General features: G+C 33.7%; 17 protein-coding genes and 1 pseudogene. 12 read left to right on the top strand and 6 right to left on the bottom strand.

All coding sequences use genetic code 11. From position 1 onward, the window contains the following. Positions 1 to 109 precede the first annotated feature (109 nt). Both BAU28_RS24355 and BAU28_RS24350 read left to right on the top strand, forming a co-directional pair. The gene (locus tag BAU28_RS24355) at positions 110 to 415 is read left to right on the top strand and encodes a hypothetical protein (RefSeq protein WP_071720365.1); all 306 of its coding nucleotides are present in this window, start codon (positions 110 to 112) and stop codon (positions 413 to 415) included. Positions 416 to 719: 304 nt separating this feature from the next. Beyond that, positions 720 to 1,088 (top strand): DUF3979 family protein, encoded by a 369-nt coding sequence (locus BAU28_RS24350; protein ID WP_002171500.1) that lies wholly within the window; start codon positions 720 to 722, stop codon positions 1,086 to 1,088. A 34-nt stretch (positions 1,089 to 1,122) separates the two neighbouring features. On the opposite strand, the gene BAU28_RS24345 is transcribed toward BAU28_RS24350, so the two are convergent. After that, positions 1,123 to 2,163: a YkvI family membrane protein gene (locus BAU28_RS24345; RefSeq protein ID WP_071720364.1), complete on the bottom strand. Its 1,041-nt coding sequence runs from the start codon at positions 2,161 to 2,163 to the stop codon at positions 1,123 to 1,125. Between the two features lie 241 nt (positions 2,164 to 2,404). On the opposite strand from BAU28_RS24345, the gene BAU28_RS24340 reads away from it, so the two are divergent. From BAU28_RS24340 to BAU28_RS24330, 3 genes are all read left to right on the top strand, one after another. Beyond that, positions 2,405 to 2,848: a Dps family protein gene (locus BAU28_RS24340; RefSeq protein WP_002171502.1), complete on the top strand. Its 444-nt coding sequence runs from the start codon at positions 2,405 to 2,407 to the stop codon at positions 2,846 to 2,848. Between the two features lie 102 nt (positions 2,849 to 2,950). Further along, the gene (locus BAU28_RS24335; protein WP_048372666.1) at positions 2,951 to 3,406 is read left to right on the top strand and encodes a DUF3939 domain-containing protein; all 456 of its coding nucleotides are present in this window, start codon (positions 2,951 to 2,953) and stop codon (positions 3,404 to 3,406) included. A gap of 248 nt (positions 3,407 to 3,654) precedes the next feature. After that, positions 3,655 to 4,599, top strand: coding sequence for an alpha/beta hydrolase (locus BAU28_RS24330; protein WP_071720362.1), 945 nt, complete (start codon positions 3,655 to 3,657; stop codon positions 4,597 to 4,599). A 45-nt stretch (positions 4,600 to 4,644) separates the two neighbouring features. On the opposite strand, the gene BAU28_RS24325 is transcribed toward BAU28_RS24330, so the two are convergent. Together BAU28_RS24325 and BAU28_RS24320 are read right to left on the bottom strand one after the other, a co-directional pair. Next, positions 4,645 to 5,646: an LLM class flavin-dependent oxidoreductase gene (locus tag BAU28_RS24325; RefSeq protein WP_071720359.1), complete on the bottom strand. Its 1,002-nt coding sequence runs from the start codon at positions 5,644 to 5,646 to the stop codon at positions 4,645 to 4,647. Positions 5,647 to 5,750: 104 nt separating this feature from the next. After that, complete coding sequence (locus BAU28_RS24320; RefSeq protein ID WP_002148588.1) at positions 5,751 to 5,942, bottom strand: DUF3896 family protein; 192 nt, start codon at positions 5,940 to 5,942, stop codon at positions 5,751 to 5,753. A gap of 183 nt (positions 5,943 to 6,125) precedes the next feature. Between BAU28_RS24320 and BAU28_RS24315 the strand changes: the two genes are divergently transcribed. Together BAU28_RS24315 and BAU28_RS24310 are read left to right on the top strand one after the other, a co-directional pair. Further along, on the top strand, positions 6,126 to 7,592 hold the full coding sequence (locus BAU28_RS24315) for a flavin monoamine oxidase family protein (protein ID WP_071720358.1): 1,467 nt from the start codon (positions 6,126 to 6,128) through the stop codon (positions 7,590 to 7,592). Positions 7,593 to 7,667: 75 nt separating this feature from the next. Continuing rightward, complete coding sequence (locus tag BAU28_RS24310; protein ID WP_071720354.1) at positions 7,668 to 8,252, top strand: GNAT family N-acetyltransferase; 585 nt, start codon at positions 7,668 to 7,670, stop codon at positions 8,250 to 8,252. 25 nt (positions 8,253 to 8,277) lie between these two features. Here the strand turns inward: BAU28_RS24310 and BAU28_RS24305 are convergent, their stop codons facing one another. Next, on the bottom strand, positions 8,278 to 9,180 hold the full coding sequence (locus tag BAU28_RS24305) for an aldo/keto reductase (RefSeq protein WP_071720352.1): 903 nt from the start codon (positions 9,178 to 9,180) through the stop codon (positions 8,278 to 8,280). A 165-nt stretch (positions 9,181 to 9,345) separates the two neighbouring features. Between BAU28_RS24305 and BAU28_RS24300 the strand changes: the two genes are divergently transcribed. The 3 genes and pseudogenes from BAU28_RS24300 to BAU28_RS24290 all read left to right on the top strand — a co-directional run bounded on the left by BAU28_RS24300 (position 9,346) and on the right by BAU28_RS24290 (position 11,703). Next, the gene (locus tag BAU28_RS24300) at positions 9,346 to 10,296 is read left to right on the top strand and encodes a CobW family GTP-binding protein (RefSeq protein WP_048372652.1); all 951 of its coding nucleotides are present in this window, start codon (positions 9,346 to 9,348) and stop codon (positions 10,294 to 10,296) included. Positions 10,297 to 10,413: 117 nt separating this feature from the next. Next, positions 10,414 to 10,937 (top strand): annotated as a pseudogene (locus BAU28_RS24295) (PadR family transcriptional regulator). Positions 10,938 to 10,956: 19 nt separating this feature from the next. Beyond that, positions 10,957 to 11,703 carry a VOC family protein gene (locus tag BAU28_RS24290; RefSeq protein WP_071720351.1) on the top strand — a complete coding sequence of 249 codons (747 nt, stop codon included), beginning with the start codon at positions 10,957 to 10,959 and terminating at the stop codon, positions 11,701 to 11,703. Between the two features lie 14 nt (positions 11,704 to 11,717). Here BAU28_RS24290 and BAU28_RS24285 read toward each other — a convergent pair whose 3' ends face one another. Next, positions 11,718 to 12,188: a GNAT family N-acetyltransferase gene (locus BAU28_RS24285; protein ID WP_071720349.1), complete on the bottom strand. Its 471-nt coding sequence runs from the start codon at positions 12,186 to 12,188 to the stop codon at positions 11,718 to 11,720. Between the two features lie 138 nt (positions 12,189 to 12,326). After that, positions 12,327 to 13,277 (bottom strand): metal ABC transporter substrate-binding protein, encoded by a 951-nt coding sequence (locus tag BAU28_RS24280; protein ID WP_071720347.1) that lies wholly within the window; start codon positions 13,275 to 13,277, stop codon positions 12,327 to 12,329. A gap of 197 nt (positions 13,278 to 13,474) precedes the next feature. On the opposite strand from BAU28_RS24280, the gene BAU28_RS30075 reads away from it, so the two are divergent. Then, positions 13,475 to 13,699 (top strand): hypothetical protein, encoded by a 225-nt coding sequence (locus BAU28_RS30075; RefSeq protein WP_002171515.1) that lies wholly within the window; start codon positions 13,475 to 13,477, stop codon positions 13,697 to 13,699. 116 nt (positions 13,700 to 13,815) lie between these two features. Beyond that, positions 13,816 to 14,475 carry an oxidoreductase gene (locus BAU28_RS24270; RefSeq protein ID WP_002171516.1) on the top strand — a complete coding sequence of 220 codons (660 nt, stop codon included), beginning with the start codon at positions 13,816 to 13,818 and terminating at the stop codon, positions 14,473 to 14,475. The last annotated feature ends 134 nt before the right edge of the window (positions 14,476 to 14,609 follow it).

Genomic DNA, 14,609 nt, shown 5'->3' with positions numbered 1-14,609 from the left:
GGATAAATGATTAGAGGTTCACTTTATTTAATGTTTGTCGAAAAATAGAGGAATTTGTTTAGTGGGTGTATAATTAATATAATATAGACTACGTTTAAAGGAGATCATTATGGGAGTATATTGGGGAACGAAAAGACATTCATGGCTTAGTTATGTCTCATTTTGGTTAAGTATTTTATTCTTTGTTGTTTTTTTAATTGAAGTGTTTGTATTTAAAACACTTTCAAATAGCTCAATACAAATCGTTAAATACTTTTATTTTATATTTGTACCATTAAACATCATCCTTAGTTTAAGGTTATTATCTAGGAAGAATGAAAAGAAAGTATTACCGATTTTTAGTTTAATTGTATCGCTATTATTTGCAAGCTTAATTATAGTTTTAGCATTAGTAGCGACGGGAAAATTTTTTTGAGGGAAGAGTGATACAAGTCACTCTTCTTTTTTATATAAAATCCAAAATATTTATCCCGCTATTTTCGGGCTGCCCGTAAAAGCCTGATTGGTGTGGGCTAATAAATCAGTAGGAGATTAGTTGTCAGCAAAAAGCTATACTAGTGAGCAGAGAATGAAATAAGAATACTATATGTTTTATATGTGTTTATGAAGCAAATGAATGGGGTAAGATTCTTGATATATGGTACAATAAACATGGATAGTGATAGAGATAAAGGGTATATAAAATACTCATCGTTTTTTAGTAAGAGAGGGGTTATCTTATGCTATACGAGGATTTGGTGACATTATTTCAAGTTGCTCCACTAGAAGCGGGAAGAGACGGCTGGAAATATATAATCCAGGAACAAAATGATAAATATGAAATTGTTGATGAAATGTTAAAAAAACAAATGAGTGTTGAATTGTATTTTAATGAATATGATGAGGTGAAAATCACTTTATATAAAGATGGAAGCCCCATTACTACTATGCAAAGAATTGCTATTTCGAAAGTTGAGTTAGACGAAGAGGAAGATGGCATTCAATTCGTTTTAGAACGCATGCCAAGTCGAATGATTCGATTGCAATTAAAGCCATACCTTGCAGTGGAGATGGGGCCATACTGGGAAGTATGTGAAGACTGTGAATGAACATGAAAAAGCATCCGTATACACGGATGCTTTTTCATGTTTTTTGAAGTTGTTTACAAGCAATAATCGGTAGTAGAATGATGCTCACCCAACCGATAATAGGATATAAAATATGAAGAAGCTCACTATAACCGATGTAACTAAAGCAATAACTAATTAGTAATATGAAGTAAATAATATGGTTACTTTTCCATCCGGTAATGGATTGCATTTGTTTTGTCATTCCGAATATATTCCCAACTAATGTTGTGAACACTTCACCAAAAATGATAAGAACAAAGAAAAAGTGGAAAGTTGCATTAAACCTTCTTACAACTTCAGCCATTGGGATGTTGTATTGATAAAATTGTTCAACTGATAATATTGCTAAGTGGCTACATAATAAAATAAAGCAAAGCCCCGCGCCTCCTAAAATACCACCCCATAAAATAGCTTTTCGATCTTTTACTTCACTGGCCAATGGAACGAGAACACTTTGGGCGAGAGAAAGATTTAATGCGACATATGTAATTGGGCTAGTAATCCATTTCATATTCCAACTTTCTGTAGGAACGGTGTTACTAATAGGAGTTGAATCATGAATAAAAGTTGTAATGGCGAGTCCGATAATAAAGATCATCATAATAGGTACAACGAGCGTATTTACTTCAAAAACACCTTGTAATCCTCGGCTCCCAATAATGAGACAGGCGATGACTGTGATGAAAATGCCAAGTTGTCTCGGAAGGCGGAGTTGTTCTTCAAATACTGCTCCGGCTCCTGATAACATAACGCTCGTTACACCAAATAATACGAGTAATAATAATGTGTTTACGACATTTCCAAATACATCCCCAAATAAGTATTTGTTGAATTCTTGAGCTGAAAATGCCCCGATTTGTGATGAGAGTAACATCATCTTAGTGCCGAGCCAAATAAAAAAAAATCCACTTATACATATGCCAATTGTCCCGTACAATCCGTTAACTGTAAAAAATTCAACAATTTCTCGCCCAGTAGCAAATCCAGCTCCAACGACAGTTCCGATATAAGTAGCAGCGACTTTCTTTGCTACTTGCCATTGTTGATTGTCCATGTTATCCCTCTTTCTTCTATGATGAGCTTGACTTACTACTATGCATATGTGTAAGCTTGGACGATTAGACATATGAAGTAGTTGAAAGAATACATGAATTATATGATATTAGGGAAATATTAAAGGTGTTAAAACTTTGTTACATATAAGCTGTTCACTCGAGAGAATAGGAAATGTATGGTAGAATGTAATTGAATTATTAAAAGATAATAATTATAAAATGATAAGAGGAGTGGATTGTATGAGTACGAAAACAAATGTTGTTGAAGTATTAAACAAGCAGGTAGCAAACTGGAATGTGTTATATGTGAAATTGCATAATTATCATTGGTATGTGACAGGACCACACTTCTTTACATTACATGAGAAATTTGAAGAATTTTATAATGAGGCTGGAACATATATTGATGAGTTAGCAGAACGTATTTTAGCGTTAGAAGGAAAACCGTTAGCGACAATGAAAGAGTATCTAGCAACTTCAACTGTGAGCGAAGGAACAAGCAAGGAGTCTGCAGAAGAAATGGTACAAGCTTTAGTAAACGATTTTTCTGCACTTATTCAAGAGTTAAAAGAAGGTATGGAAGTAGCTGATGAAGCTGGTGATGAAACATCGGCTGATATGTTATTAGCAATTCATACGACATTAGAACAACATGTATGGATGTTAAGTGCATTCTTAAAATAAAAAATGGATTAAAAAACTCTATTGAAAAATTCTTTCAATAGAGTTTTTTATAATTTTTCAGTTTTCTTTTATGCTATAATATAGTGAAAAGGAGGCGATGCGATGTTTCGCTTTTTCAGAACTGGAAAAGAAGAGAGGGAAATTACGAAAGACGAATTAGAGCAAGCGATGGCTAAGTTTCTAGAAACGAATGCTAATATCGTTTATACAGTCTTAGTAAATGATGATTACACTGTAAATTATGATTTGTTAAAGCCCTATTTACCTGCATTTCCAACAAATCTTTTTCTTATTACGAAGGAAACGCTTGAAGTATTTGAACATACAGAAGAAAATTTAAAACTAGTTAAAGAAATTGATGTCGTACAAAAGGCAGTAGATCAATATGTAACTGAAAAAGAAATGTTCCCAATTGTTGAAAATAGCGAAGATCGCCTCGTATGCGGAATGAAACTAGGACCTTACTTAAATCGTATATTAAAAAGAAACTTATATATTTCAGAAAAACATTATTTAGTTTCAAGTAAACCAGATAAGAAAAAAAAGAATAGTAGGTAGATGTGATGCAAACAACAATAAATATATTGTTGTCTTTTTTTTGGTTATTAAAATATTGATTTTTCAGTCTATTTAACTTTATACTAAAACTAGTAGATAGAAAGAAGCGATGTATTATGCGTATACATACATTAGTTAGTAAATATCATTCTGAGAATCGGCTATTGTTAAGTTATAGAATACACCGTGACCACAGAATGGTTTAATAGTTCGAGAAATAAGTAAAAAGGTTACGGGGGAACTACAATATGAAAAATAACATGACGTATATTAAGTTGTTAAATGAAACGTTAGATTGTTATGCAAATAAAGGAAGTTTTGAAGCGTACACTTATATAATGGAACATGCTAAAGGTGTAGTGGGGAATGAGGCACAAATATATAATTTTAAATATGCGCTTGCAAGTGCAGCAGGACTTGAAGAAGAAGCGTTACATTTAATGAAGGAAGCTATTATGGACAATGGATTTTGGTATGGAAATGAGTATTTAATCTCCGACGACGATTTAAAACCACTACATAAATTTGAAGAGTTTCATAAAATGGTTCAATTATGTAAAGAAAGAGAAGAATTAGCAAAGAAAACAGTACGAGCAGACGTGAAATATATTTACAGCAAGAAAAAGGGAAATCTACTACTTACAATGCATGGTGATCAAGAAAATATACAAATAATAGAACCATATTGGAAATCAGTTTTGACACAAGATTATACGTTAGCTTTACCACAGTCTTCGCAAATTCAGTTTTCAGATGGGTTTGTTTGGGATGATATAGATAGAGGGAAAGAAGAATTAAAAGAGCATTACGATAAGTTTATAGAAAATCATACAGTAGAAAATGTAGTAATTGGTGGTTTTTCTGCTGGAGCAAGAGTGGCTTTATATACTATTTTACAAAAAGATATAAATGTGGATGGTTTTATTTTTATGGCACCGTGGCTTCCAGAGATTGAAGAATGGAATGAGTTGCTGGGGATGTTACAGGATAAAGGTATAAAGGGATATATAATATGTGGCGATCAAGATGAAGATTGTTATGAAGTCACGCAGCAATTTGTACAGTTATTAAAGGATAAAGATATAGAACATAAGTATAAAGTTGTGCCTAACTTAAAACATGATTATCCTAATAATTTTGATGAGTTATTAAAAGAAGCTATTGAATATATAGGAAGCAAAAACAATATGTAGTAAGAAAGGGAGATACATCATATGTGATGTATCTCCCTTTTGAAATTATAAATTAAAAGCGTCAGCCAATAAGCGATAAGAGTTTAATTTGTCTTCAAATTGATGTGTGATTGTGACAATCATAAATTCTTCGGTATTGTATGCTTTGCTTAAGTTTAATATTTTTTCTTTCACAGATGATGGGTCACCGACGATCATACGTTGGCGATTTTCTTTAATGCGGAATAGGTCATAAGCACTATACGAATAATTTTGAGCAGTTTCGATAGACGGAGTACCAGTAGTCCGTTTTCCTTGTTCTAGTAATAAGATTGATAAATCTAAACTAGAAGCAATTTTTTCTGCTTCTTCGTTTGTTTCGGCACATATTACAAAAATAGCGACGATTGATTTTGGTTTATCCCCTAAAAATGAAGGCTGGAATTGTTCCTGGTAAGCCCTCATAACTTCTGGACCTCCGAAGCCATTAATAAATTGTGCAAATGCAAAAGAAGCTCCATTGTGCGCCGCAATGTTAGCACTCTCTCCACTAGAACCGAGCATCCACATTTCAGCTGATGTTGGGATTATAGGAGTAGCTTTTAAGTTTGCATAGTGATGGTTTTCAGGTACTTTATCATGTAAGTACATTGCAACATCTGCAATTTGTTCCGGGTATTGATCAAGTGAGACCATTTTTCCTTCTTGTAATGCACGAGTTGCTATCGGCATACCACCAGGTGCTCTACCAATACCAAGGTCGATGCGGTTTGGATAAAGTGCTTCTAAAACGCGGAAATTCTCGGCGACTTTATATGAACTATAATGTGGCAACATAACACCGCCAGAACCAACTCTAATACGATTCGTTTTCGCTGCAATATGAGAAATGAGTATTTCTGGACTTGAACCAGCTAAGCTTACAGAATTATGGTGCTCGGATACCCAAAAACGTGTAAATCCGAGTTTTTCAACTTCTTGTGCAAGCGTAACTGTATGTGAAAAAGCTTCAACCGCTGTGCTACCATCTGAAATAGGTGATTGGTCTAATACACTTAATTTGATCATAGAATATACCTCTCAATCTTAATGTACATCCTATTATATATTTACTTACGAAAAATGCGTAATGAAATGCTCAAAAGGAAAAGCGGATAATATTTTATCCGCTTTTAACGAGAAAACCCTCGTTCATAATGATTCATTTCGACTAAGTTTAAAATATATTCGTAGTTATCAATTTCTAGATATATTTGCTTGCGTTCTTCTTCAGTAAGTTTAACGCTAGTAAGTTTTTTACAAAGCTGCTCTTTCTTTAATTCTAAATGTTTTTTTGTTGCGTGATAGTCGTAAGTACGTTTCATGTGTATTCACCCTTTCCCTACAGTTACTATATATATATTGTATGAAGCACGTAGAAGGGGGAGAGCTACACCATATGTATTTTTAGTGAATCTTCAAATTGATATGGTGTTATGTTTAAGGGGATTTATGAATAAAATGCACTAAACCACTAATGCACATTTTATGAATTAAGGGGTGGGATTGTGCAAAAAGATATAATGTTTGATATACAGGCGGATGTAAAGATAATAGAGAAGGGATTGCAAAAGACAACACGTCCGAAACAAATTATTATAGTTGGGGCCGGTATGGCTGGATTAGTTTCGGCATCTTTACTGAAGGACGCAGGGCATCAAGTAAAGATTTTTGAAGCGAATAATCGTGTAGGAGGCCGAATTGAGACAGTCAGAATGGAAGATACCGGATTATACTTAGATGTTGGGGCGATGAGAATTCCGTATTCGCATACATTAACGATGGCATATATAAGAAAGTTTGGGCTACAGGTGAGTCCTTTTATTAATAGAAATGAAACAGATATTATTTATGTCAATGGCCGGAAAACGACATTGAAACAATACGAAAAAGACCCGAGTATTTTAAGGTATCCTGTTGAGATGAATGAAGAAGGGAAAACTTCTGAGGAATTATTATTGTTAGCAGTTCAGCCAATTATAAATTTTATTAAAAGAAACCCAGAGAAAAATTGGGACGTTGTAGAAAAGGATTTTGGGAAGTACTCTACAGGGCAGTTTTTAAAGTATCATCCTTATCAATATAATACGTATTTTTCACCGGTAACGATTGAAATGATAGGAGTTCTACTAGACTTAGAAGGTTTTTTGGAAAGGTCATTCATTGAGACATTACGTTTTTTATACATTATGCAAGAGGAAAGCGGATTTTGCGAAATAATAGATGGGAACGATAGATTACCAAAGTCATTTTTACCACAATTAGAAGAAAATATTATATATAACCAAAAATTAATGAAACTACATCAACAAGCTAATGGTGTGACAGCTTACTATCGGAATGAGGAAACTTTTGAATATAGTAGCATAACAGGTGATATAGTTATTGTTACAATCCCTTTTTCAACAATGCGATTTGTGGAAATAGATCCATTTGATTCTATATCTCATGCGAAATGGAAAGCAATTCGTGAATTACATTATATGCCAGCTACAAAAATAGGAATTCAGTTTAAAAGTCGTTTTTGGGAGGACCAAGGGCAATTAGGGGGGAGAATTATAACAGATCTTCCTATTCGTTATGCCTATTACCCAAGTCACGGCATCGGTTCAAAAGGACCAGCCATAATGCTTGGGAGTTATACGTGGTCATACGATGCATTGCTATGGGATGGTTTATCAAAAGGTGATCGCATCTATTACACACTACAAAATTTAGCAACAATATTAGGTGGGCAAGTATATGATGAGTTCATGTCTGGAATATCAAAAAGTTGGACATTAGATCCATATGCACTGGGAGGGTTTGCACTTTTTCAAGCTGGTCAAGAATCTGAATTACAACCAGCCATTGTAAAACCTGAGGGGAGAATATATTTCGCTGGAGACCATACAACACTATATCACGGATGGATTCAAGGTGCGATTGAATCTGGAATTCGTGTGGCGGTTGATGTGAATGAGGAAAATGTATAAAATTCAGAAATTTCTTTACTGTATAACTTGAGATGGATATTATTATATATAAAAGAATTATAAGGAGTGGTTATATTGAATCCGTTATTATTCGATTTTCCTACTGAATTTAATACTGAAAGGCTTTTTATTCGAATGCCAAAACCAGGTGATGGTAAGGTTGTATATGAAGCGATTCAAGCTTCAATGAAAGAATTAAAGCCTTGGATGGTTTTTGCACAAAAAGAACAAACAGAGGAAGAAATAGAAGAGAGTATTAGAAAATCGCATATTCAATTTTTGCAGCGTGAGGATTTGAGATTACTAGTGTTTTCGAAAGAAACAGGTGAATTTATTGCATCTGCCGGATTACATCGTATTAATTGGGATATACCTCAATTTGAAATCGGGTATTGGATTGATTCAAGGTTTAGTGGAAAGGGCTATATGGTAGAGGCTGCAACAGGTATAACGGATTACGCTTTTGCTGAACTGAAAGCAAACCGCGTAGAAATTCGATGCGATTCTCTAAATAAGAAGAGTAGAGCGATACCTGAGAAATTAGGCTTTAAATTAGAGGGTATTTTAGAAAGTGCGAGTGTTGCGGTAGAGGGAAATGGATTAAGGGATATGTGTGTGTTCGCTATGACGAGAAATACATATGAAAAAGAAGAGCTGTAAAGTAACAGCTCTTCTTTTGTATGCATTAGGGTACAGGATGTCCATTAGAGCTTTCGAAAATTGTAAACCATTGTTGGCGATCTAAATTAACTTTTGTTGCCATTGCAGCCGTTTTTACTCGATCTAATTTGCCAGAGCCAACAATTGGCATCATTTTTGCTGGATGAGCAAGTAACCATGCATACATAACAGTATCAATGCTATCAACGCCTAGTTCAGTAGCGATTTTTTGTAAAGTTTCACGTAAACGTACAGCACGTTCAGTTTGACCAGTAAAGATTTCACCACCAGCAAGAGGTGACCAAATCATTGGATTGATTCGTTTTTCTTGGCATAAATCAATAGTACCTTTTTCAAAATGCTCAAGCTGCATCGCAGATACTTCGATTTGATTTGTAATAAGCGGGAAGTCTAAATACGAACTTAACATATTAAATTGAGAAGGTAAAAAGTTAGAAACACCGAAGTGACGAACTTTTCCTTCTTGTTTTAAGCGTAAGAACGCTTCTGCCACTTCATTTGGATCCATGAATGGATCGGGACGATGAATGAGCAGTACATCAATATAATCTATATGTAAGTTTTTTAATGAATCCTCCGCGCTTTTTATAATATGTTCTGCACTCGTATTGTAGTGAGCGACATATCGTTCTGGAAATTTCGGTGATGGGGGAGCGATTCCACATTTTGTGATGATTTGCATGTTTTCGCGTAAGGAAGGCTTTAGTTGTAACGCTTCTCCAAACAATCCTTCACATGTATATCCACCATAAATATCAGCGTGATCAAAAGTAGTAATTCCCATATCCATACAAGCTTCAATAAAAGAAAGTAATTCTTGTTTCGTCATATTCCATTCTGCTAAACGCCAAAATCCTTGAATAATACGAGAAAATTCTAGTGTTTCGGTCATTTGAACTCGTTCCATTATAAGTACCTCCTTGATGAATAATAATATTTTTGAAAAGGCTTTCTTGCTAAATACTATTATATAGTTAGCCGGTTGTACATACAATAAATATGTTTTGCTACAAAAACGATTTTCTCTATATGCTATAATGTAGAAACATAGAGCAATAAGGAGATGTAAGGGATGATTCCAGTAACAATATTAACGGGTTTTCTTGGATCAGGGAAAACGACATTATTAAACCGAATTTTATCAGAGGATCACGGTAAGAAATTAGCAGTGATTGTAAATGAAATAGGGCAAATTGGTATAGATAATCAATTAATTATGAATGTTGAAGAAGAAATTATGGAAATGACAAACGGTTGTCTTTGCTGTACTGTACGTGAAGATTTACTCGTTGCCTTAAAACAATTACTGGATGTAAAAGCAGAGGGGAAAATGGATTTTGATGGCTTAGTAATTGAAACGACGGGTCTTGCAAATCCGGGTCCGATTATTCAAACGTTCTTTTTAGATCCAGTTATTCAATCTGCATACCAAATTAACGGCGTTGTAACAGTGGTAGATAGTTACCATATACATAAACATTTTGAAAAGGGACTAGAAGCAAAAGAACAAATTGCATTTGCTGATGTAGTTTTAGTTAATAAATTAGATTTAATTGAAGAAAATGAGAAGGAAGACCTTCTACATGAACTTCAAGGAATAAATCCAACTGCGAAATTAATTCCGACGACTAACTGTGAGGTGGATATTCCATCATTACTACAAATACAAACGTTTAAAACGAGAGATACGTTACAAATTTACCCACATAAAGAACATAATCATCTAGAAGGCGTAAAATCATTTGTATTACGTGAAGAACGTCCGTTAGATTTACAAAAACTTAATGAGTGGATGTCAGCTGTCGTTCAAGAACTAGGAGAGCATTTATATCGTTACAAAGGAATATTATCAATTGATGGAGTAGATAAACGTATTGTTTTCCAAGGTGTACATACATTGTTTGCTGCTTCGTATGATAGAGAGTGGCAAGAGGGTGAAGAGCGAGTAAGTGAAGTAGTTTTCATCGGAAAAGATATTAATAAAGAGTGGTTCCAAGAACATTTCCAAGAGTGTGTGAAGTAAGCCTGCGTAATTGCGGGTTTATTTTTTTGGGTTTTTTTGTTTACTAATATTGGAATTAATATTAAAATAATCTAAAAATACTAAATATTTAGTTTTTTGAGAAGAGGAAGAGAAATGATGCGTTTAATGATTCTTGGATTGCTTACTAAAAGGGATTCGCTATCTGGTTATGAAATACAGCAGGCGCTACATATGGTTCAAAATAGTAAATGGGCGGAGGTATTTCCGGCTTCTATTTATCACGCGTTAAAAAAATGGCAAATGAGGAATTAATTCAAGTAAAAGCAATTGAAATGACTGGTAAACGATCGAAAACTATGTATTGTATAAACGAAAAAGGAAGTCAACAGTTTAAAAAGTTACTTAAAGAATCATTTCAAAAAACTTCAGTTGTGTTTCCGAATCATCTGTATACAGCGTTAACATTCTTGTCAGAAGAAGAGAGTATGAAAGAAGAGATTTTAGAAGCTTTAGATGAACAGAAAAGAGAAATACTAGCTACTTATGAAGAAATGAGAGAAGGGGAAAAACTGAAGGATGATGTACCGGAATATATGAAACTTATTTTTGAAAATATGTATGAACAATGTGAGATGCAACTTCGATTAATTCATAAATTAGAGAAACTATTAAAAAATTAAAAATATGGTGGGGAAGAAAATGAAAATCGATCATCTTGTTGTAAATGTTAATAAAGAAATACAAGAAAATAAGGAGATTATTAAAAGTGTGCATTCTATTGGGCTACCATATGTTCCGAAATGGGGAAAGGGAACGAAAGGATTTAAAGTATCTAACATATGGATTGGAAAAGAATATTTAGAATTGGTAAGAGTAAAAACAAAAAATGGGGGCGGTTGGGTACAAGAGTGGGTTCAGAAATATAATGATGGGCATAGAGGACTAATCGGACTGGCAATTGATGTTGAAAATATAGATAAGGTGTATGAAAAAATGAGAGAAGGTGGAATTGAAATTACAAAACCAGAACCATTACAATACAGGTGGTTTTTTAATTTGTTAAAGAAAACCATGCCATGGAAAAATGCATACATACAGCCAATGAAGGGGATGCCGTTTCAATTTTTTCTACAACAAATGAAGGATCAAAAGAGCAGAGAATATATGGAGAAATATATGTATCCAAATAGTGCGGAAAAGGGTGTCGCTGGAATTATTGCAGTGAAATTATATGGAGAATTAACAAATGAAGATCGGAATATTATTAGTTGTCTATTTTCAGATGTTATAAATGAGGAAGAGGAAATAATTGTCCGTTTAAAAAATCAAGCGATTCATCTAATTCAATCGAATGAGCACTTCGTTGAGATAGTATTAGATTGTAAAAATGAAGTATATAAGGGGAAGAAGCTAGAAATAGAAAATGTTATATTGATAAATCTATAACAAAAAGCCTGTTTTCACAGGCTTGTATTTTTATCTATAAGCAATTCCATTACAACACCTACAACTGGGCCCTCATCATCAATATCCCCATTTAAGCGGAAACCGAATGATTCGTATAATCCCATTGCTAGTTTGTTGTCTGGATGTAAACTTAAATAAATTATTTTACATTCAAATTTTTGTTGTAAGAACTGAATTAAAAGGCGAAGGAAACGCTTTGCATATCCTTTTCCTTGAAATTGTTGGTCAATCATAAAACGATCTAACCATACGCTTTCATTCTTTTTCCAATACCATCCATACAGTGCATATCCAACAAGTGTTTCTTCATTATATAAGCCTACTGACGTTCCATTTTCTTCATATAATGATTCCGCTAAAGAAAACGCATTACTTTCAATAAATTGCTGCTGTTCTTTTGTTACGCTTAAAGCAGCTACTGAACGCCAATTATTTGCTGTTACTTCACAAATGTGAAGGTTCATAGTTCCAACTCACCTTCTAAATTATTATAGCTTAAAAGCTAATATGGATAATTTTACTTGTTATTTCGGTCAAGTCAAGGGGAAATACATAAAAAGGCAGCTGAATGCAATATTCAGCTGCCTAGAAAATATAGTTGATTAGTTTGTTGCTTCTTTTAAAGTATTTACGTTTTCTTCCATTAATGTGAAGTAATCTTTATTGTTCTTCGCATCATCCTCAGAAATAGTAGCAAGGTGATTTAAGCGTAAAACTTTTGTACCTGTTTCTTTTTGAATAACTGATGCTACTTTTGGAGTAGAGAATGTCTCAAATAAAATATATTTTAGACCGTGATCTTTTACTGTTTTTGTAATGTCAGCAAGCTGTTTTTGAGATGGTTCATCAGATGCTGAAATTCCAGCGACTGGAATTTGTTTTAGACCGTATCGTTGTTCCCAGTAGCCATAAGCTGCATGTGAAACTAATATTTCTTTCGTTTTTGCATTTGCAACAACGGCTTTAAATTGATCATCTAAATCAGTAAATTTTGTTTGTAGTGCTGCGAAGTTTTTTTCGAACTCTTTTTTATGTTCAGGTTGTAATTCTACAAGTGCATTTTTAATTTTTTCTGCTTGTTTCATCGCAAGAGTAGGATCTAACCAAACGTGTGGATCTTTATCATGGTGATGTTCATCTTCTTTATGACCGTCTCCATGATCGTGCTGCTCTTCTTCAGTTGAAGTACGAAGTTCGATATCTTTAGATGCATTTACAACTTTTACGTTTTCATTTTTTAATGATTTTTCCATTTTTTCGGCAAATGGTTCTAATTCTGCGCCGTTATAAACGAATAAATCGGCTTTTGCAACTTGTACAGTCTGTTTTTGGCTCGGTTCAAATGTATGAGAATCCGCACCAGGTGGGTAAATTGCTTCTACATTTACATAATCACCACCGATTTTTTTTGCAAAGTCAGCAAGTGGGAAAATGGTTGTATAAACAGAAAGTTTCCCATCTTTTTTCGCTGCACCATCTTTGTTGTTGGAACATCCAGCAAAGATGAGTGTGAAAATAAGTATAAATGAAAATATAGCTAATTTTTTCGGCATATAATTCTCCTCTTTTCTTTTTTACAATTATATTTTCTCCAAATGTAAGAAGAAAAAATCGATTCAACACAAAACGGAATAATTACGTTTTAGTTTGCGAACCTAGTATAATACATCTTTATGAAAGTTGCAATAAATAATAATCATTACGATTTGATTTTGTTATAAATCTGTCAAAAAGAAAGGTATTAATTTTTATGATTGGTGCATATGTGACAATGTTACTTTCATATATTGGGAGGGAGCAGAAAAAAGGGGATGAGCGCTTGGGATACATTATGGAGGCTATCTTTTTAATACTTGCGGTTGTTTTGCCGTTAACTTTTGTTTTAATCTTTTTAAGAAGACTAATAAGTAATTTAGGGGATGCTACAACAATTACGAAATTGCCAGTGGAAGAAAAAGAAAAGAAAAAAGAGTAAGTAAAGCACTATGCTTACGCATAGTGCTTTACTTATGATAAAATAATAAAACGGAAACTCCTATTAGCGATTATCAGCAAAAGGAGAGAAAAGTAAATAAAGAGGTATGCATATATATGAATGAACGAACAGCGTTAGTACTTGGTGCAAGTGGATTAGTTGGACAAGAAATAACGCGTCTATTACTTGACTCAGATTACTACGATTCGGTTACTATTTTTGTAAGGGAACCATTGAAATGGCAACATGAGAAATTACAGCAGAAACAGGTGGATTTTTCGGTATTAGAGGAATATAAAGAGTTTTTTGCAGTAGATGATGTATTTAGTTGTTTAGGAACAACGATTAAAAAAGCGAAATCGAAGGCGAATTTTAAAAAAGTAGATTATGAATATACGTTACGAGCTGCTTGTTTAGCTGAAAAACAAGGTGTGCAAAATTTCCTTGTTATTTCATCAATGGGAGCAAATCCTAAATCATTTTTCTTTTACTCGCAAGTAAAGGGAAAGATGGAAGAGGAGTTGCAAAAGCTAGTTATTGGTGGTATTCATATTTTTAGGCCTTCATTATTAGTAGGAAATCGACAAGAATTTCGTTTTGGAGAAAGAATGGCTGAGAAATTATCTCGTATTATTCCGTTTATATTTAAAGGTGCTTTTAAAAAATATAAACCAATCTCAGCGAAAGACGTAGCGAAGGGAATGTATATAACAGCGTTACGTGAAGAGTCGGGAATCCATATTTATAATTCAAATGAAATTACAACGATAGAATAAATAAAACCGGGAAGAATGACTTTTACTGAAAGACCAAAGAAATAAAGGTTGAGGCTTGAATTAACAGTAAATGCATGTTGTTTAACAATTATCACGACAATTTATAATTTAAATTCAAAAAAGAAGGATAGAAA

Source organism: Bacillus paramycoides (genome assembly GCF_001884235.1).
In the GTDB taxonomy this organism is placed as follows: Bacteria; Bacillota; Bacilli; order Bacillales; family Bacillaceae_G; genus Bacillus_A; species Bacillus_A paramycoides.
This window is presented reverse-complemented; position numbering and strand designations above follow the sequence as displayed.